Here is a 21,193-nt window from a genome sequence, read left to right as displayed (position 1 = left end):
CCATCTTTAAGGGGTAACCTTGCCGTGGTGCAGCGCCTGCCCGTCGTGCCACCAGGCCGCCAGGCTGAACACATCCGGCACCTTGAGGATGCTGAAGTGGTCACCCGGCCCCTGCCACAGCGCAAGCGTGGGCATCAGTTGCTGCCAACCGGCCTGCATGGCGGCATGCTCGCGGGCATTGCCCAAGGCATCCAGGCCCGGGTCATCCACCAGCACCAGGCCGACCGGCCCGTGGTAACTCAACGTTGGCCGGTAGGCCGTGCGCAACGCCGTGGCGAAGGTCCGTACGGTGCCGTCCAGCGCCCCTGGCTGCGACCGCGCCGGCAGTAATCCGACCCGCACCATGGCCGCGTGCAGCTGGCTCAACTGCTGGTCGTCGCTGGCCTCAGCAAAGGCGCCTGGGTCAATACCCAGGGTTTTGCCGGTGGACAGCTGCAACGCCTCGATCAGCCGCTGCAAGGCTTCGCCCAGGGTGTAGGGCTGGCCACAGGTGCCGCCCTCGCCCGGTGCTTCGCTGTCGATCAGTGTCAATGAACGCACCTGCCGCCCCTTGGCCTCGAACCGGGCAGCCATGGCATGTGCCACCCAGCCGCCAAACGAATGCCCGACCAGGTTCAGCGGCCCTTGCGGATAAAGCGCCTCGATGGCCTGCACATGGCAATCGGCAGCAGCCTCCACCGAAGTGTGCGGCACCGAGCAGCCGTCCAGCCCCCGCGCCTGAAGGCCGTACAGCGGCCAGTCCGGTCCCAGGGCCTCGGCCAGGCCTATGAAACTGGTGACGCTGTCGCCAGCCCCCGGCACGCAAAACAACGGTGCATGCCCGTGCTGACCGGTCTGGATCGCCACCAAAGGCTGATAAGCCGCTGCCTTGACGATGTTCGTGCTAGGCACACTGCCCAGTAGCTGGCCAAGCGCCTGACCGAGCGCGGCCACCTGGGGCGCCTGCATCATGCTGCGGTGGTCCCCCGGCACGCCCAGGAGCACCAGGGCCTGGGACGGCAGGGTCTCGCGCCAGCCCAGAGTCGACTGGCTGTCACTGCCCTGTTCGGCGCGCAGCAGGTGCACCGGCACGCTCAACGGTGAAGGGCGGTAATGTGCCAGCGCATGGCCGTGTGCCAGTTCACGGGTGAAGTAGTGCAGCAGTTGCGCGTCGCTCATGCTTGCCCACAGCCCATAGAGCAACTGGTGCTCGCGGCAGCTGGCGACCAGCGTGGCAAAATCGGCCTGACCAGCCTCCAGTTGCTGCAGGCGTGCCAGCTTGTCGGCGCCTGCCGAGTCTTGCGTGCGCCAGAACGTGCTGCAGTTCAACAGCAACTGCCGTTCGAGTGCACGTGGCCCCTGCCAGCGCGCCTTGCCCTGGTCGGCCAGGCGCGGCACATAGGTGTCGATCAAACCGAGGAATTCGACCTCCTCGTCCACACCCAGCAATTGGTTAGCCATTTCGAAGGCCACTACCCCACCGAACGACCAGCCTGCCAGGCGATACGGCCCCTGTGGCTGCACGCTGCGCATCTGTTCGATCTGGTAGCGGGCCAGGCACTCGAGCGTCTGTGGCTGCGGTTGATCGGCCGGGATGCCGGGCAGTCCATAGAGCGCGAAATCATCGGGTAGGTGCTGGCCCAGCACCGGGAAGTAGAAATCCAGGCCAGTGAATTCGTGAACCAGGAACAGCGGCGTCTGGCTGCCCCCTGCACGCACCCGGATCACCCCGCGGTGCGCAGCGTCAGGGCTGCCGAGCCTGGCCGCCAGCAACGCTACGCTGGGGTGCTGGAACACATCGTTGATGGCCACCTTCAGGCCCGCCTTGGTCATCTTGTCGACCAGCCGGATTGCCGCCAGGGAGTGGCCGCCCAGCTCGAAGAAGTTGTCGTGCCGCCCTACCCGCTCCACGCCCAACAGTTCGGACCAGATCGTTGCCAACAGGGTTTCGGTTTCACCTTCTGGCGCTTGGTACTCGCGGTTCTGCAGGGCCTCGCTATCCGGTAATGGCAAAGCCTTGCGGTCGAGCTTGCCGTTGGGGCTCAAGGGCAGTGCCTGCAGGTGGACGAACAGCGCCGGCACCATGAAGGTCGGCAGGCGCCCGAGCAATGCCGAGCGCAGCCCCTCAACCGGGAACGACTCGCCCGTGTAGTAAGCGAGCAACTGCTGCTCATGAGCGATCACCACGGCCTCCTTGACCCCCTCTATTCGCGTCAGGCAGGCCTGAATTTCGCCCAGTTCGATGCGCAAGCCGTGGATTTTGACTTGGTCATCGTTACGGCCCAGGTATTCGATGTTGCCATCGGCCAGGTGCCGCGCCAGGTCGCCGGTGCGGTACAGGCGTGCACCAGGGCGGGTGCTGAACGGGTCTTCGAGGAAGCGTTCGGCGGTCAGTTCGATGCGGTTCAGGTAGCCTCGGGCGACTTGCACGCCGCCGATGAACAGCTCGCCAGCCACGCCTTGCGGTACGGGTTGCCCCAGCGTATCGAGTACGTACAGCGTGGTGTTGGCGATCGGTTTGCCGATGGGGGTGTTGTCCGGCGCCGTCACGCAGTGCCAGGCGCTCACGTCCACCGCTGCTTCAGTCGGGCCGTACAGGTTGTGCAGTTCGACAGTTGGCAATTGCGCGTGGAAGCGTCGGACCAGGCTGCCCGGCAAGGCTTCGCCGCTGCACAGAACGCGCTTCAACGAAGCCGCCGAGACGTCACCATGGGCCAGGAATACATCCAGCATCGAGGGCACGAAGTGCAAGGTGGTGACGTTTTCGCTGCGGATCACCTGACGCAGGTACTCCGGATCGCGATGGCCGCCGGGACGCGCCATGACCAGGCGCGCGCCGGTTTGCAGGGGCCAGAGGAATTCCCACACCGACACGTCGAAGCTGAACGGGGTCTTCTGCAAGACCACGTCTTCAGCGCCGAGGTAATAGGCGTCTTGCATCCACAACAGGCGGTTGACCACGCCGGCATGCTCGTTCATCACACCCTTCGGCAAGCCGGTGGAACCTGAGGTGTAGATCACGTAGGCCAGGTGACGCGGGGTCAAGCCGGTGACAACTGGGTTGCTGGACGGCTGGGCGTTCCAGGTCGGCTGATCCAGGTCGATAACCTGGGCCGAATCCGGTACGTGCCGCGTAGCGCTGTGCACCAGCACCGCCACCGGCGCGCTGTCGCTCAGCATATGTCGCACGCGCTCCGCTGGGTAATCGGGGTCAACCGGCACATACGCGCCGCCCGCCTTAAGAATGGCCAGCAAGCCAACCACCATCGACAGCCCACGTTCAACGCAGATCGCTACCCGATCATCAGGTTTTACACCCAGTTCAATCAGGTGATGCGCTAATCGGTTGGCCTGCTCATTCAGCTGGCAATAGCTCAGTACCCCTTCTTCGGTTTTAACCGCGATCGCATCCGGCGTACGCAACCCCTGCGCCTCGATCATCCCGTGCAGGGTCTGCTCAAGGTCATAATCCACCGCCGTGTCGTTAAAGCCCTGCAGCAACCGCTTGCGCTCATCGGCATCCGGCAACCCGACATGGCCCGGAATGGCCCGATCGCTCTCCACGAAGGCCCACAGCAGTTGTTGGAAATACCCCGCATAACGCGCGATGGTCGCCCGCTCGAACAGGGCTGTGGCAAACACGATACCGCCAGCAAAACCTTCGGCGCGCTCACCCAGGCTCAGGCTCAGGTCGAACTTGGCAATGCACGCAGGCCCACTCACTGCGCTCACCGACAGGTCGGCCAGTTGCAGCGCCTGGCGCTCCGGGCTGGCGTCCCAGTCCAGGGTGGCCTGGTACAGCGGCGTATGCGCAAGGCTTCGGCGCGGGCGCAGCAACTCGACCACCTGCTCGAACGGCAAGTCTTGATGCGCCTGCCCGCCCAGCACCACGGCCTTTACCCGGACCAGCAAGGTCGCCACATCCGGTGCCCCCGAGGTGTCCACGCGCAACGCCATGGCATTGACGAACATGCCGACCAGGCCATCCACTTCAGCCTGCCTGCGGTTGGCTACCGGCGAGCCGATCACCACTTCATCCTGGCCGGCAAGCCGGCTCAACAACACTGCCCAAGCCGCCATGAACAGCATGTAAGGCGTGACGCCATGGCGCCGGCACACGGCCTTAAGCTCGGCACTCAGGCGCGGGTCCAGGCTCAGCGCGACGCTGTCACCGGCATACTGCTGACGCTCTGGCCGTGGGTGATCCCAAGGCAAGCTGAGCAGCGCCGGTGCCCCGGCCAGCTGGCCAATCCAGTAATCCGCCTGTTGGCGCAGCGCATCGCCGCTCAGCCAGCGCCGCTGCCACAAGGCATAGTCGATGTACTGCACGGGCAAGGCCGGCAAGGGGTCGTCGCCACCGCAACTGAAGGCTTGGTACAACTCGCCAAGCTCGCGCACCAACACCCCCAGCGACCAACCGTCGGCCACCAGGTGGTGCAAGGTCAGCAGTAGCAGGTGGTGGTCCTCGGCCAGCTGCAGCAGGCGCCCACGCACCGGCAGGTCGCGGCTAAGCACGAAGGGTTGGCTCGCCTCCTGGCGGATCAGCGCCGCAATAGCGGCTTCATCCAGGCCCTGGCAAAGGTCCCGGCCAAACTGGAACCCTTCGTTACCGGTTGCCAGCACCACCTGCGGCTCGCCTTCCTGTTCGACAAAATGGCTGCGCAAGCTTTCATGGCGCTCGACCAGGCGCCTTAACGCGCGCTCCAGCGCCCCAGAGTCCAAACGGCCCTCCAGGCGCAGGGCCAGGGGAATGTGATAGGCCGCGCTGGCCTCCTCCATCTGCGCCAGAAACCACAGCCGCTGCTGGGCGAACGAAAGCGGTAAAGCACCGTCACGTGTGCCCGGCTGGATGGCCGGCAAGGCATCACCGTCACGCGCAAGGCAGGCGGCCACCGCTGCCAGGCTGTCATCGGCAAACAGGTCGCCCAATGCCAGCTCCAGCCCCAGGCGTTGGCGAACTTGGGCCAGCATGCGCATCGCCAGCAGTGAATGGCCGCCCAATTCGAAGAAGCGGTCGTGACGACCGACGCGTTCCAGGTGCAGCAGTTCGCCCCACAACGTGGCCAGCGCCTGCTCGCGCTCGCCTTCCGGTGCTTCGTACGCTGTCACCGCCAAGTCCTGGGGTGCCGGCGCCGGCAAGGCCTGGCGATCAACTTTGCCATTGTTGTTCAGTGGCATCCGCGGCAATGCCACAAATGCGGTAGGCACCATGTAATCCGGCAAGCGCCCACGCAAGAAGGCACGCAGGTCAGCAGCCTCCACTGGGGCCTCGTGCCGGGTAAACCAGGCCACCAGCCGCAGTGGGCCCTGCGCGCTCGGCACAGCCATCACCACGACTTCACCGACACCCGGTGCCAGTGCCAACTGCTGCTCGATTTCGCCCAGCTCGATCCGGTAACCGCGAATCTTGACCTGGTCGTCATTGCGCCCCAGGCACTCCAGTTGGCCGTCGGCCTGCCAGCGCACCAGGTCGCCGGTGCGGTACAGCCGAGCGCCCGGCTGCGGGCTGAACGGGTCATCGATAAACCGCTGCGCCGTCAGTTCTGGGCGGTTCAGGTAACCCAGCGCCACGCCGTCGCCGCCGATATACAGTTCACCGACCACGCCTTGCGGCACGGGCTGTTGCCAGGCGTCCAGCACATACACCTGGGTATTGCCGATCGGCCGGCCAATCGGCACTTGGGCTGCGTCGGGCGCCAATTCACGCACTTCGCAGGTCACTGCGAACGTGGTGGTTTCGGTGGGCCCGTAGCCATTGAGCAGGCGCAGCCCAGGTGCTTTGTGCAGCAGCGTGCGGAAGGCTGCAGGTTCGGCACGCTCACCGCCGCTGATCAGCACGCGCAGCGCGGCCAGGGCCTCGGGGATCAACTGCACGTACTGGTTGAACAACGCCGTGGTCAAGAACAGAACGGTGATGCCCTGCTCCGCCAGCGCCTTCGCGAAAAGCGCTGGGTCGACCAGCGTGCGGTGGTCGATCACTCGCACCTGCCCGCCATTGAGCAACGCGCCCCACACTTCCAGGGTGCTGGCATCGAACGCCGGGTTGGAAGCGAAAGCGATGCGGTCGCTGGCCAGCAACCCGGCATACCGCTCGTTCAGCACCAACCGCGCAATACCCCGGTGCGGCACGCACACGCCCTTGGGTTTGCCTGTGGTGCCAGAGGTGTACATCACATAGGCCGCACTGCCAGCGTCCTGGGCCACCCCAGGGTTGTGGCCAGGCTGGTCATCGAGGACCAGTTGGTCCAGGTCGACCCGCCGCACCGCATACTCAACCGGTGTGCCAGCAAGCGTCAGCAACGCGGTGGCCTGGCAATCCTCGACCATGAAGGCCTGGCGCTCGGTCGGGGCATGAATGTCGAGCGGTACATAGACCGCGCCACACTTGAGCACAGCCAGTTGCGCCACCAGCAGGTGCAACGAGCGCGGCAGCAGCACGGCCACATAGGCACCCGGTGCCACACCTGCGCCCATCAGGTAATGGGCCAGGCGGTTGGCGCGTTCGTTAAGTGCCCCGTAGCACAGCGCCTGGCCGCCCTGCACTGCCGCCACGGCCAGGGGATGGCGCGATACGCGCTGCTCAAACAGCTGCTGCACGGCCAGGTCACGGGGGTAATCGCGCTGCGTGGCATTGAAACTGTGCAGCAGGGTGTGGCGCTCGGCGTCGCCAAGCAACGGCACCTGTGCCAGCGGCTGTTGATCATCGCCGATCATGGCCCAGAGCAAGGTCTCGAAGTAGCCAACATAGCGCCGCACGGTTGCTTCGTCGAACAGCGAGGTGGCGTAGTCCAGGCTGCCGGCCAGCGTGTCGCCGAATTCGCCGAGGTTCAGCGTCAGGTCGAACTTGGCGACCTGGCCAGCCTGGGCCACGGCCTCCAACTGCAGGCCCGGCAGTTGCAAGGCTGCACCTTCGATCGCCTGCCAGTTGAGCGTGGCCTGGAACAAGGGGGTGTGGCCGAGGCTGCGCACTGGGCGGACGATTTCCACCACCTGTTCGAATGGCAGGTGTTGGTGCGCCTGAGCCTCCAGCACGCGTGTACGGACCTGCTCCAGCAGGGTTTGCGCCGTCGGTGCGGCAGCCGTGTCGATGCGCACGGCCAGGGTATTGACGAACAAGCCCACCAGCGGCTCCAGCTCGGCACGGCCGCGGCCCGCCACAGGGCAACCGATGACGATTTCGCCCTGGCCGGACAGCCGCGTCAACACGGCGGCCCAGGCACTGAGCACGGCCATGTACAGGGTTACCCCGTGGCGCTGGGCCAGGCTGCGCAGGCCAGCCGCCAGGCGGGGCTGCAACTGCAGCGGCAGGCTTGCGCCGGCAAAGTCCTGGCGTTCGGGGCGTGGGCGATCACTGGGCAGCTTGAGCAGGCTGGGTGCACCGTCCAGGGCCTGGCGCCAGTAATCGGCCTGGCGCTGCAACTGGGCGCCGGCCAACCAGCGGCGCTGCCACACGGCATAGTCGCCGTACTGGATGTCCAGGGCCGGCAGCGGATTATCCTGGCCCTGGCAGCAGGCCGTATACAGCGCGCTCAGTTCGCGGGTCAGCACGCCCAGCGACCAGCCATCGGCAACGATGTGGTGCACGGTCAGCGCTAGCACGTGATGCTCTGCGCTCAAACGCAGCAAACGCGCACGCAGCAGTGGCCCGTGGGCCAGGTCGAAAGGCGCGCTGGCCACTTCATGCAAGCGGGCCGGCAGCGCCTCGACGCTCAGGTCTTCACGCTGGAACCAATCGGCACCCGCAGTGGTAGCCAGCACCACCTCGGCACTGTCATCGCGTGGTACGAAGCGGCTGCGCAAGGTCTCGTGGCGCTCGATGATGCCCAGCAAGGCCGCCTCCAGCGCATCGGCATCCAGTGCCCCGCGCAGGCCCAGGGCCAGCGGCACATTGTAAGCCTGGTTGCCGCCTTCCATTTGCGCCAGGAACCACAGCCGCTGTTGGGCGAACGACATCGGCAGCGGCGCATCGCGCGGCACCGGGCGTATCGCTGGCAGCTCACAGCGCCCGGCATGGGCCAGTACCTCGGCCACGGCGGCCAGCTCGGGGTTGGCGAACAGGTCGGCCAGGCTCAGTTCGACACCCAGGCGCAGGCGCACCTGGGAGACCATGCGCATCGCCAGCAGTGAATGCCCGCCCAAGCTGAAAAAATGGTCGCGACGGCCGACTCGCTCAACGTGCAGCAACTCGGCCCATAGTGTTGCCAGCGCCTGCTCCAACGCCCCTTCGGGGGCCTCGTAGCCCTGCTCGAACAGCGCCGAGCGGTCCGGGCGTGGCAATGCGCGGCGGTCGAGTTTGCCGTTGGCCGTCAGCGGCAACGCCGGCAGCTCGACATAGGCCACCGGCACCATGTATTCCGGCAGGTGCGCCTGCAATTGGCTGCGTAGGCCTTCTGGGGTGAGCAGTTCGACACCTGCCTGGGCGGTGAAGTAGGCCACCAGGCGCGGCTGGCCGGGCTGGTCCTCACGGGCCAGCACCACGGCTTCATCGATGCCAGCCAGGGCGTTCAGCCGGCTTTCGATCTCGCCCAGTTCGATGCGCACACCGCGGATCTTGACCTGGTCGTCGTTGCGCCCCAGGTAGTCCAGGGTGCCGTCCGCCAGCCAGCGCACCAGGTCGCCTGTGCGGTACATGCGCCCACGGGCGGCGAAGGGGTCGTCGAGGAAGCGCTCGGCGGTGAGCGCCGGGCGGTTCAGGTAGCCCCGGGCAACCCCGGCGCCACCAATGTACAGCTCACCTGGCACACCCAGCGCGACAGGCTGCAGGTGTGGGTCGAGTACGTACAGACGGGCGTTATCGACCGGCCGACCGATGTGCAGCGCCCCGCCCGCTTCCACCGCGCCGGAGCTGGCCACCACCGTGGTTTCGGTCGGGCCGTAGTTGTTGACCACGGCAAAGCGCTGGGTGCGGTTGAACTGGCGCAGGCGGTCACCGCCGATCAACAGGGTGCGTAGGGTCGGGTGTTCGAGCTGATGGTTGAAGGCATACTCGGCCACCGGCGTCGGCAAGAAGCTCACGTCCAGGGGCTGCGCCTGCCACCAGGCGAGCATGGCATCCAGGTCGTCGTTGCCCTCCGACGCCGGCGCCAGGTGCAACGTGGCCCCGGCGCATAACGCTGGCCAGACTTCCCAGGCCATGGCGTCGAAACCAAAACCGGCCAGGCTCGAAGTGTGCCGGCCATGGCACAGGTCGAAGGCGCGGCAGTGCCAATCGACCAGGTTGTTGACGGTCTGGTGCTCGACCATCACACCCTTGGGCTGCCCGGTGGAACCGGAGGTGTAGATCACATAGGCCAGGTGGCTCGCGCTCAGCCCCGGCACAACCGGGTCGCTCTCGCATACAGGCCAGTGCGGCTGGTCGAGCAGCACCACCGGCACCGCGACAGGCCCCAGGCGCTCACGCAGCGCCTGCTGCGTCAGCACCGCTACCGGGCCGCTGTCATTCAGCAGGTAGTGCACGCGCTCATCCGGGTGGGCGGGGTCTACCGGCACGTAACCGGCTCCGGCCTTGAGTACCGCCAACAAGCCCACCAGCGTCTGAAGGCTGCGCCGCGCTACCACGGCGACGCGGTCGTCAGGCCGCACGCCCAGGTTGATCAGGTGCTGCGCCAGGGCATTGGCCTGCCGGTTGAGCTCGGCGTAACTCAAGCGCGTACCGTCACAGGTGGCGGCGACGGTGTCAGGGTGCAGCTCGGCGCGCTGTGCAATGCGCTGGTGCAGGGTCAGTTGCCGCTCATACGGGGCCGGATAATCGTTGAACGCTTCCAGCAGCTCCGTGCGCTCGCTGTCGGGGAGCATGGCCAGCGCCAGGACCGACGACTGCGGTGCTTTCACCAGGCTTTCGAGGGTCTGCTGCAGGTAAGCACAGACGCGCTGCGCCGGCACTTCGGCGCTGGCCAGCAAGGTCAGGCGAAACGCTTCGCCCAGGTCGTCGACGCTAAGCGTCAAGGGGTAGTTGGTGGCCTCGGCCGACTCGACGATGTCGATGCCGGCCAGGGCTGCGCGGCGTGGCTGGGTGCTGTCCACTGCGCTGTGGCGGTAGTTGAGCAAGGCATTGAACAGCGGCGCCGGCGCCGCCACACCGCTGCACCGCTGGGCCAGGGCCAGTGGCGCGTGTTCATGGCGCATCAATGCGCTCAGCCGTTGGTGGGTAGCGCGGATCGCCGTCGGCAAATCAGCACTGTCCAGGTCAACGCGTACTGGCAGGGTATTGATGAAAATCCCCAGCGCCCGGTCGGTGGCTTCGGCGCCCTGCAAGCGCCCCATCAGCACTGTGCCGAACACCACCTGTTCGCGCCCCGTCAGCCCGCCCAGCACGCGGCCCCAGGCCAGGTGGAAGAGGCTGGCGACGCTCACGCCCAGGCTACGCGCCTGGCTGCGTAGCTGCTGGCACAGCGCAAGTGGCAGGTCGAGCGCGTGCTCGTTGTGCACCTCGCCCACGCCTTGCACATCCTGGATGCCGCAGGCCAGGGTCGACGCGTCGATCCCACCCAGCATGTCGCGGAAAAACGCCTCGTGTTCGGCCTCGCTGATACCCAGCACGGCTTGTGCCACATAATTGCGAAACGGCACCGGGGTACCCAGCCGATCACCCTCGCCGGCCAGAAACGCGATCAGTTCGTGACGCACCACCTCCAAGGCACTGTGGTCCATGGCGATATGGTGGAACTGCAGGGTGGCGGTCAGTGCGCCATCGGCTTGCTCGGCCTCACGTAGCAGGCGGATTAGCGGTGCCTGGGTCAGGTCGAGCCTGCCGCGCGTGGGGTCGTTGTCGGGTAACGTCGCCACCTGCAGGTCGGCGCGGCGCCAGACCACCTGCACCGGCGTTTCCAGCCCTTCCCAGTGCACCGAGGTGCGCAAGATGTCGTGGCGGGCAATTACACCACGCAGCGCATCGGCAAACGCCTGCAAGCGGGCCTCGCTGGCAAACACGAAACGCGCCTGCATCACGTACGGGTCGCTGTCGGTGGCACTGGCGTGGTGGAACAGCATGCCTTGCTGCAGCGGTGCCAGTGGGTAGATGTCTTGCACGTTGGCCGCGCCGCCGGGGATGCAAGCGACGATGCGGTCAAGGGTGCCCTGGTCGAGGTCGATCAGGTTGAGGTGCTGCGGCGTAATGCGCGTGCAGCCCGGGCCAATGAGGTTGGACGGCACGTGTACCGCGCCCTGTTTCACGGCCACGTACTCGCCGCGCTCGATCATCGCCACCAGCGTTGGCTTGTGTTCACGCAGTTGCGCCACCAACGCGGGGTCGGTCAGGGCCTGACGGTTGCCCTGGACGGCCAGTTGGCCGTCCTTCAACGCCAGTTGCACGTTTTTGGCCGTCAGTGTTGCCAGTAGTTGGTTGATGCTCACAGGACGATCTCCATTCTGTCTGTGATGGCTGCGTAGCCCGCCAAGGTCGGTTGGTCGAACAGGGCGCGCACGTCGGCTTCCAGGCCTTGATCACGCAGGCGGGAGGTGAGGGTCACCGCCAGCAGCGAATGGCCGCCCAGTTCGAAGAAGTTGTCATGCCGCCCTACCCGCTCAACGCCCAGCAGCTCGGCCCAGATCGCGGCCAACAGGGTTTCGGTTTCGCCTTCTGGGGCTTCGTACACGCGGCTTTGCAGGGCGTCGGTATCCGGTAATGGCAAAGCCTTGCGGTCGAGTTTGCCGTTGGGGCTCAGGGGCAATGCGTCCAGGTGCAGGAACAGCGCGGGCACCATGAACTCCGGCAGGTGGGCCAGCAATGCCGTGCGCAGAGCGTCTGCGGCCTGCTGCTCACCGGTGTAATACGCCACCAGACGCTGGTCGCGGGCGACAACAACTGCCTCCTTCACGCCTTCGATGGCCGTCAGGCCAGCCTGGATTTCACCCAGCTCGATACGCAGGCCGCGCAGCTTCACCTGGTCATCGTTACGGCCCAGGTATTCAATGTTGCCATCGGCCAGGTGCCGCGCCAGGTCGCCGGTGCGGTACAGGCGTGCACCAGGGCGGGTGCTGAACGGGTCGTCGAGGAAGCGTTCAGCGGTCAGTTCGGCGCGGTTCAGGTAGCCTCGGGCGACTTGCACGCCGCCGATGAACAGCTCGCCAGCCACGCCTTGCGGTACGGGTTGACCCAGCGTATCGAGTACATACAGCGTGGTGTTGGCGATGGGTTTGCCGATGGGGGTGTTGTCCGGCGCCGTCACGCAATGCCAGGCGCTCACGTCCACCGCTGCTTCGGTCGGGCCGTACAGGTTGTGCAGTTCGACAGTTGGCAATTGCGCGTGGAAGCGTCGGACCAGGCTGCCCGGCAAGGCTTCGCCGCTGCACAGGACGCGCTTCAACGAAGCCGCCGAGGCGTCGCCATGGGCTAGGAACACATCCAGCATCGAGGGCACGAAGTGCAAGGTCGTGACGTTTTCGCTACGGATCACCTGACGCAGGTATTCAGGATCGCGATGGCCGCCGGGACGCGCCATGACAAGGCGCGCGCCGGTTTGCAGGGGCCAGAGGAATTCCCATACCGACACGTCGAAGCTGAACGGGGTCTTCTGCAAGACCACGTCTTCAGCGCCGAGGTTATAGGCGTCTTGCATCCAAAGCAGTCGATTGACCACGCCGGCATGCTCGTTCATCACGCCCTTCGGCAAGCCGGTGGAGCCTGAGGTGTAGATCACGTAGGCCAGGTGACGCGGGGTCAAGCCGGTGACAACTGGGTTGCTGGACGGCTGGGCGTTCCAGGTCGGCTGATCCAGGTCGATAACCTGGGCCGAATCCGGTACGTGCCGCGTAGCGCTGTGCACCAGCACCGCCACCGGCGCGCTGTCGCTCAGCATATGTCGCACGCGCTCCGCTGGGTAATCGGGGTCAACCGGCACATACGCGCCGCCCGCCTTAAGAATGGCCAGCAAGCCAACCACCATCGACAGCCCACGTTCGACGCAGATCGCCACCCGATCATCAGGTTTAACACTCAGTTCAATCAGGTGATGCGCCAATCGGTTGGCCTGCTCATTCAGCTGGCGATAGCTCAGTACCCCCTCTTCGGCCTTAACCGCGACCGCATCCGGCGTACGCAACACCTGCGCCTCGATCATCCCGTGCAGGGTCTGCTCAAGGTCATAGTCCACCGCCGTGTCGTTGAAGCCCAGCAGCACACGCTCACGCTCGTGCACTTCCAGCACCGGCAAGCGCTGCACCGGCAGTGCCGGCGTCTGCTCCAGCGCCTCGACCATTGCCTCCAACACCTGGTTCATCTGCCCACAGATACGCGCCGCGCCTACGTCGGCCGGGGTCATGGCAACCAGGCGGAAGCCCTCCCCCAGGTCATCCACGTTCAAGCCCAGCGGGTAGTTACTGCGTTCCTGGCTTTCCAGGTTGTCGATACCTTGCGTCGCCTGCCGCTGGCTGTCAGTGACCTGAGTGCTGTGCCGGTAGTTGAGCATGGCGCTGAACAACGGCAAGGGCGCAGCCACGCCACTGCAACGCTGGGCCAACGCCAGCGATGCATGCTCGTGGGCCAGCAAGGCACTGAGGCGCTGATGGGTAGCACGGGCCCCTTCACGCAGGCTGATACCGCCCAGGTCGACCCGCAGCGGCAAGGTGTTGATGAACATGCCCAGCGCCCGCTCGGCGCCTTCACCGCCTTGCAGGCGGCCCAGCAGTACGGTGCCGAACACCACGCTGTCCTGGCCACTGGCGGCCGCCAGCAGGCGCGCCCAAGCCAGGTGGAACAGGCTGGCGACGCTGATACCCAATTGCCGGCCTTGTTGGCGCAGCCGTTGTGCCAGGTCGTCACGCAGCCACAGCTGGGCCTCCTCGATGTCTCGGCCGTCACCCTGCACATCGCTAAGGCCGAACGGCAGCGTTGGCGCGTCGATATCCGCCAGTTGCCCGCGGAAGAACGCTTCATGCTCGGCCTGGCTGATACCCAGCCGCGCCTGGGCCACGTAGTTGCGGTACGGCGCCGGTGCCTGGGCCGGCTCGGCCGCACCCTGCAGATAACCGATCAGCTCCTCGCCGACCACTTCCATGGCCGTGTGGTCGAGCACGATGTGGTGGAACTGCAAGGTGGCTTCGATGCGGGCCGCGCCCGGCTGCTGCGTGTACAGCAGACGGATCAGCGGTGCCTTGCTCAGGTCAAGCATTGCCTCGCTGTCGCGGCCACGCGCCATGACCGACAACGGCGCCTGCCGCCAGACCACCTGCACCGGCTGCGGCAGGCCTTCCCAGAGCACCGCTGTGCGCAGCACGTCGTGGCGGGCGATGACCTTGTCCAATGCTGCCGCGAAGTTGTTCAAGTGTTCGCGGCTGGCGAACCCGAAGCGCGACTGCAGCACATAAGGGTCGTGCCCCTGCGCGCTGAGGTGGTGGTACAGGATGCCCTCCTGCAAGGGTGCCAGCGGGTAGATGTCCTGCACATTGCGGGCACCGCCGGGTACCTGGGCAACGATACGGTCGATGGCCGCCTGCTCCAGCGCCACCAGCGGCAGCATGCCGGGGGTGATGTGCGGGCAGCCGGCCGGGATCAGGTTGTCCGGCACCTGCACCTGTTGCACCTGGCCCAGGGTCGTCGCCAGTGCCGCCACCGTCGGCTGGCCAAACAGCGTACGCACATCCACCTGCACGCCCTCGCGGCGCAAGCGCGCGGTCAGGTTCACCGCCAGCAACGAGTGGCCACCCAGCTCGAAGAAGTTATCGTGCCGGCCCACTCGCTCAACGCCGAGCATGTCGGCCCACACCGCTGCCAGGGCCATTTCCACTTCGCCCTGCGGGGCGACATAGGCCTGGCCTGCAAGCAGCGCCGGATCCGGGTCGGGCAACGCCTTGCGGTCGAGCTTGCCATGGCTGGTCAACGGCAGTGCTGGCAGGCAGGTGAAGGCCAACGGCACCAGGTGTGCGGGCAGGCTTGCCTGCAAAGCCTGGCGCAGTGTGTCCACCGCCACCGGTGTGGTTTCAGTGAACCAGGCCAGCAGCCGCTCGCCACGCACCAGCACCACCGCATCGCCGATACCAGGCTGCGCGGCAAGTACGCTTTCGATCTCGCCAAGCTCCACCCGTACGCCGCGGATCTTCACCTGGTCGTCGTTACGGCCCAGGTAATCCAGGGTGCCGTCAGCGCTCCAGCGCACCAGGTCACCTGTGCGGTACAGCCGCGCATGGGGTTGGGCGGTGAACGGGTCGACAATGAAGCGCTCCTCGGTCAGTGCCGGGCGGTTGAAGTAACCGCGGGCCACGCCGGCGCCGCCAATGTACAACTCGCCCACGGCGCCCACCGGCACCGGCTGGCGGCGCTCGTCGAGCACATACACCTGGGTGTTGGCGATAGGCTTACCGATATGCAGCGCCCCCGCGGGTAGCAGTTGCCCGGACGTGGCCACCACGGTGGCTTCGGTCGGGCCATAGTTGTTGACCAGGGCAAAACCTGGGTCGCGCTCGAACTGGCGCAGGCGATCGCCGCCGACCAGCAGCGTGCGCAAGGTCGGGTGCTGACGCTCGCGGCGCAGCGCCTGTTCGGCCACGGGTGTGGGCAGGAAGCTGACGGCCAGCGGCTGCTCCAGCCACCAGTCGAGCAATTCGTCGACGTGCTCACCGGCAATGCGTGCGGGCGGTACGTGCAGCACGGCCCCCGTGCACAGCGCCGGCCACACCTCCCAGGCCACCGCATCGAAGCCAAAACCGGCCACCGTGCTGGTATGGCTGCCCGCTTTCAAGGCAAAGGCCTCACAGTGCCAGTGCACCAGGTTGGCCAGGGTCGCATGCTCGACCATCACCCCTTTCGGCTGGCCGGTGGAGCCGGAGGTGTAGATCACATACGCCAGTTGGCGATCATCCAGGCCTGCCACGCAGGGGTTGCTGTCGGCTGCGCCCTGCCAGGCATCGCGGTGCAGCTCGACACGCGGGGTGTCCCCCGCCAGCGCCAGGGTGGCCGCATCGACCAGCACCAATGCCGGCGTGCTGTCTTCAAGCAGGTAGGCGATGCGTTCGCCTGGGTAGGCCGGGTCGATCGGCACATAGGCCGCACCGGCCTTGAGGATGGCCAGCAGGCCGACCAGGCGCTCCAGGGTGCGCGGCAAGCACAATGCCACCCGGTCGCCGACCTTCACCCCGCGGCTGATCAGGTGATGCGCCAGGCGGTTGGCGCAGCGATTAAGCTCGCCGTAGCTCAGTACCTGGCCATCCTGCACCAGCGCTGCCGCTTGCGGTGCGCGGGCCGCCTGGGCCTCGACCAGGGCGTGCACGGCCTGCCCTTTCGGGTAGTCGCGTGCGGTGGCATTGAACGCTTCCAGCACCTGCTGCCGGGCTACCGGGTCCAGGATCGACAACGCGTCGACCGGCTTGGCCGCAGACTGCGTCAGCGCCTGCAGCAGTTCGACCAGGGCCTGGTTCATCCAGCCAGCGACCCGCTCGGCGCCAATGCCTGCCTGGGCCAGCACACTCAAGGCAAAGCCTTCGCCCAGGTCGTCGACACTCAGGGTCAGCGGGTAGTTGCTGCGCTCCTCGCCGCCCAGCAGTCGAACACCCTGACTGTGGGTATCGCCGTCGGCAGGCACCCCTGCCGTACTGTGGCGGTAGTTGAACAAGGCGCTGAACAACGGCGTGGACGCCGCCACGCCACTGCAGCGCTGGGCCAGTGCCAACGAGGCATGCTCGTGCGCCAACAGCGCCGAGAGCCGCTGATGGGTGGCGCGCACCGCCTGCGCCACCGGTGCAGTCAGGTCGATGCGCAGCGGCAAGGTGTTGATGAACACGCCCAATGCCCGGTCGGCCCCTTCACCGCCCTGCAAGCGCCCCATCAGCACGGTGCCAAACACGACATCGGTGCGGTTGGCGAGCACACCCAGCACCCGTGCCCAGGCCAGGTGCGCCAGGCTCGCGGCACTCACGCCAAGCTGCCGAGCCTGTTCGCGCAGGCCGCGGGCCACGCTGGCGTCGATGGCCAGGTGGGCTTCTTCGATAGCGTGGCCGTCACCCTGTACGTCGCTCAGGCCAAACGGCAAGGTCGGGGCATCAAGGTCCCCCAGCATCTCGCGGAAGAACGCTTCATGGCTGGCATCGTCGGCCCCAAGGCGGGCTTGGGCAACATAGGTGCGATAAGGCACTGGCGCCGGCAAGCGCTCGCCCTGGCCCGCCAGCAACACCTGCATCTCACTGGCGATGACTTCCATGGCGGTATGGTCCAGGGCCAGGTGATGGAATTGCAGAATCGCCACCACGCGCTGGTTGGCCGGGTCATCGGCATGCAGCAGGCGCAGCAAGGGTGCCCGCGACAGGTCGAGGCGCTGGTGACGGGCGTCGAAGCGCGCCTGCAAGGCATCGATCACCGACCCGGTAGCCAGGCCTTCGATCGCGCTCACCTGCATCCTCGCTTCCCGCCAGACCACTTGTACTGCGTGCGCAAGCCCTTCGCTGACCACTGCGGTGCGCAGAATGTCGTGCCGGTCGATGACCTGCTGCAAGGCGCCCGCCCAGCGCTGCAAGTGCGCCAGGCTGTCGAAGGCCAGGCGCGACTGCAGCAGGTACGGGTCGCCCTGTGCGGCGCTCAAGTGGTGGTACAGGATGCCCTCCTGCAGCGGGGCCAGCGGGTAGATCTCTTGCACATTGGCGGCGCCGCCCGGCACCGTGGCGACGATACGGTCGATACTGGCCTGGTCGAGCTCGATCAGGCTGAGCATGTCCGGGGTGATGTGGCGGGCCGTGTGTGGCACACGGTTGGCGGGCACCTGCACCTCGCGACCGCTGCCCACCGCGGCGGCCAGCGCCGCCAGGGTGGGCTGGGCAAACAGCACGCGCACATCGGCGCTGAGGCCGGCCTTGCGCATGCGCTCAACCAGGGTCACGGCCAGCAGCGAATGGCCGCCCAGCTCGAAGAAGTGGTCGTGGCGCCCGACCTGCGCGACCTTGAGCAGGTCGGCCCAGATCGCCGCCAGGGTGGTTTCGACCTCACCCTGTGGCGCCTCGAAGGCACGGCTGAGTACCGCCTCGTTGCCGGGTTGCGGCAAGGCACGGCGGTCAAGCTTGCCGTTGGCGGTCAGCGGCAATTCATCCAGGCACACGTAGGCCGCTGGCAGCATGTAGTCCGGCAACTGGCCTTGCAGCTGTTGGTGCAGTTCGGCAATGCCAAGGGCCGGATTGTTGGCGGTGAAATAGGCCACCAGGCGCTTGTCACCGGGCACGTCCTCACGCACCACCACGGCCGTGTCACGCACACCGGCACACGCGCCCAGGCGCGCTTCGATTTCACCCAGCTCGATGCGGAAGCCTCGCAGCTTGATCTGCTGGTCGGCACGGCCCAGGTAACGCAACGTGCCGTCGGCCTGCCAGCAGGCCAGGTCGCCACTGCGGTACATGCGCGCACCCGGCTCACGGCTGAACGGGTCGTCGAGGAAGCGCTCAGTGGTAAGAGCCGGCTGGCCGAGGTACCCCAAGGCGACGCCAGCACCGCCGATGTACAGCTCACCGACCGCGCCAACCGGCAACGGCTGCTGACGGGCGTCGAGCACGTAGCAACGGGCATTGCCGATCGGCCTGCCAATCGGGATGCTGCCCTCGCCGACCGTGGCGATGAGGTGGGTGGTGCTGAAGGTGGTGGCTTCAGTCGGGCCATAGCCATTGAGCAGGTGTTGTGGGGCGCCTTCGCGCAGCACCCGGCCGACGATGGCCGGGTCCAGCACATCGCCGCCCACCATCAGGTAGCGAAGCTTGGCGAATGCCGGCAGCAGGTCATCGGCAAACTGATGGAACAGGCCGGCAGTCAGCCACAGCACGCTGACGCGCTGCGCCAGCAACACCTCACGCAATGCCTGACGCGACAGCACCTGATCCTGGTCGATGACGACCACCGTGCCGCCGTTGAGCAGCGGCGCCCAGACTTCCAGGGTACTGGCGTCGAACGCAGGATTGGAGGCGAACGCGACACGGTCCTGGCAGGTGATTTCGGCAAAGCCGTTATTGATCACCAGGCGCACGATGGCCCGGTGCGGCACTTGCACGCCCTTGGGGGTGCCGGTAGAGCCGGAGGTGTACATGATGTAGGCGGCGCTTTCGGCAGCTACCGCCAGGCCCGGCGACTGCTGCGCGTACCCGGTGAGGTCGAGGCGGTCCAGCTCGACGCGCAGGGCATAGCCTACCCGCTGTTCGCTGCTGAAGGTGAGCAAGACACGCGCCTGGCTGTCTTCGATCATGAAGGCCTGGCGCTCGGCAGGCGCGTTGCTGTCCAGCGGCACGAACACCGCCGCGCATTTGCTCGCCGCCAGTTGCGCAGCCAGTAACTCGATGCTGCGGGGCAGCAGCAGGGCCACACGATCGCCAGGGCGCACGCCCAGGGCGAGCAGGTGGTGAGCCAGGCGGTTGGCGTGCTGTTCGAGCTGCTCATAGCTCCACTGCCGGCCACCGTGAACCACCGCCGGTGCAGCCGGGCTGAGCGCGGCATAGGTGCCAAACAGGGTGTGCAGCGCATGTTCCCGTGGGTAATCGCGGCGGGTGGCATTGAAGCCTTGCAACACCAGTTCGCGCTCGGCAACTGCCAGCTGGCTCACCTTGTGCAGGGCCGTGGTCGGCGCCTGCGCAAGGGCTTGGGCCAGTTGCTCAAGGGCGGTGCTGAGCAGGCGGCAGACCTGCGCGCCATCGACTTCCGGCACCGCTTGCACGGTCAGCACAAAGGCGTCGCCCACGTCGTCGACGTTGACCACCAATGGGTAGTTGCTGCGCTCATGCGCGGCCAGTTGCTCGATACCCTGCCAGGCCTGGCGCAGTTCGGCCTTGGCCGGTGCACTGTGGCGGAAGTTGAGCAGGCTGGTGAACAGCGCCTGAGACGCCGGCACTGCGCTGCAACGCTGAGCCAACGCCAGCGAGGCTTGCTCATGAGCCAGCAGACGGGCCAGCCGCTGGTGGGTCAGGCGTACGCCCTCGGCCACCGCCGTGGCACCCACGCTCACCCGCAGCGGCAAGGTGTTGATGAACATGCCAAGGGCCCGTTCAGCCCCCTCGCCGCCTTGCAGGCGACCGAGCAACACCGTGCCGAACACCACTTCCTCGCGCCCTGACAGTTGCGCCAGCACCTGCCCCCAGGCCTGGTGCACCAGGCTGGCGACGCTAATGCCAAGCAGGCGGGCCTGCTCGCGCAAGCGGCCGGCCAGCACCGTGTCCAGGGCCAGACGGCTGTCCAGTACACGGCTGCCGTCACTGAGCGCATCGCGTAGGCCGAATACCGTGGTGGGTTCGTCGATGTCACCCAGCAGCTCGCGGAACAGTGCCTCGTCAGCCTGGGTATCGGCGCCCAGACGTGCCTGCGCCACATAGTTGCGGTAGGGCACGCTGGCCTGCGACAGGGCCTGGCCTTGCAGCACAGCGGTGATCTCGGCCACCAGCTGTTCGACGGCTGCGTGGTCGAGGATGATGTGGTGGATCAGCAGCGTGGCTTCCACGCGCCCCTCGCCGTGGCTAGGGAGCAGGCGGATCAAGGGGGCCTTGTTCAAGTCGAGCGTGGTGCTGCTTTCATCACCGCGCAGGGCTACGCCGACTGCCGGCACAGTGCGCCAGACGACCTGCACGGGCTCCTCCAGGCCCTGCCAGTGGATGCTGGTGCGCAGGATGTCGTGACGGGCGATGACCTGGTCGAGCGCTGCGGCAAAGGCATCGAGTTCGGCTTGCGTCGGGAAGGCAAAGCGTGCCTGCAGCACGTAGGGGTCTGCGCCTTCGCTGGCCAAGTGATGGTAGAGGATGCCTTGCTGCAGCGGGGCCAGGCCGTAGACATCCTGGACATTGGCCACGCCACCGGGGATCTGCGCGACCAGGGTGTCGATGGCCGCCTGGGACAGCTCGGCGAGCGGTAGCATGTCCGGCGTGAAGCGTGTGCCCTCTGCCGGAATGCGGTTGGCTGGCACGCTAATGCGGGTTTCACCGCCCACTGCAGCGGCGAGCGCTGCCAAGGTCGGCTGGCCGAACAATACGCGGATATCGGCATGCAGGCCTTGTTGGCGCAGGCGCGAGGTCAGGGTCACCGCCAGCAGCGAATGGCCGCCCAGTTCGAAGAAGTTGTCGTGGCGCCCTACCCGCTCCACGCCCAGCAGCTCGGCCCAGATCGCGGCCAGCAGGGTTTCGGTTTCGCCTTGTGGGGCTTCGTACACGCGGCTTTGCAGGGCTTCGGTGTCCGGCAGTGGCAAAGCCTTGCGGTCGAGTTTGCCGTTGGGGCTCAGGGGCAATGCGTCCAGGTGCAGGAACAGCGCGGGCACCATGAACTCCGGCAGGTGGG

1 protein-coding gene and 1 pseudogene are annotated in these 21,193 nt (G+C 66.5%); both read right to left on the bottom strand.

Annotated elements, in window-relative coordinates:
• Positions 1-6: 6 nt before the first annotated feature.
• Positions 7-11,331: a non-ribosomal peptide synthetase gene (locus D886_RS0126620; protein ID WP_027596797.1), complete on the bottom strand. Its 11,325-nt coding sequence runs from the start codon at positions 11,329-11,331 to the stop codon at positions 7-9.
• Between the two features lie 9 nt (positions 11,332-11,340).
• Positions 11,341-21,193 (bottom strand): annotated as a pseudogene (locus D886_RS27380) (amino acid adenylation domain-containing protein); the annotation flags it as partial.

The organism is Pseudomonas sp. LAIL14HWK12:I7, assembly GCF_000483465.1.
Taxonomy (GTDB): domain Bacteria; phylum Pseudomonadota; class Gammaproteobacteria; order Pseudomonadales; family Pseudomonadaceae; genus Aquipseudomonas; species Aquipseudomonas kermanshahensis.
This window is presented reverse-complemented; position numbering and strand designations above follow the sequence as displayed.